Raw genomic sequence first — 575 nt, 5'->3', positions numbered from 1 at the left:
GATCCATTGCGGCCCATCCGCTTCCAGCGTATCGCCGGTGTCGATCAGGTCGCGCAACAGGTTGGCAAGGGCCAGACCGGCATCGCAGCCCCAGAGACTGCCGAGATCGCCGCTCTCGTCGGCGCAAAAACTTTCCAGCACCCGGCCGGTCGCCTCCGCCCACTGGTTCAGGGACAAGCGGCTGGAGGAACGCCCGTCTTCGGAGCGGGCCAGCAGTGCCGCCAGCGGTTCGACTGCCTTCTCGATCGTGGCACCCAGCTGCGTCAGCTCATCGAGGTGATCGAGCACGACGAGATGCGCCTGCCACTGCTTTTTGTGCCTGTTCTCCTGCAATTCCGCGATCGCAATGCCGATCAACGGCGTCAATTGCGAGGGATTGGCGAGCGTTGTGCCGCCACGCATGGTCAGCATTTCCAGCCGGTTGACCGCGCCTTCCAGAATGGTGCGGCTGCGGCCGAGCCGGATCAGCGGATGTTTCAATAGACCGATCAGTGCCACTGGATCGCCGGGCCGCAGAACGCATTCGAGCAGGAGCTGGACGAGCGCGCCGTGATGCGAAGAGATCAGTGGCGTGC

The 575-nt window shown here is 64.0% G+C and carries 1 protein-coding gene; it reads right to left on the bottom strand.

Annotated features, from left to right (window positions below):
* Positions 1–575 (bottom strand): hypothetical protein (locus AC1D0P_RS27375; RefSeq protein ID WP_477679606.1); only part of this gene is annotated, 575 nt, incomplete at both ends.

It is taken from the genome of Polaromonas sp. P1_G2 (genome assembly GCF_056405515.1).
This window is presented reverse-complemented; position numbering and strand designations above follow the sequence as displayed.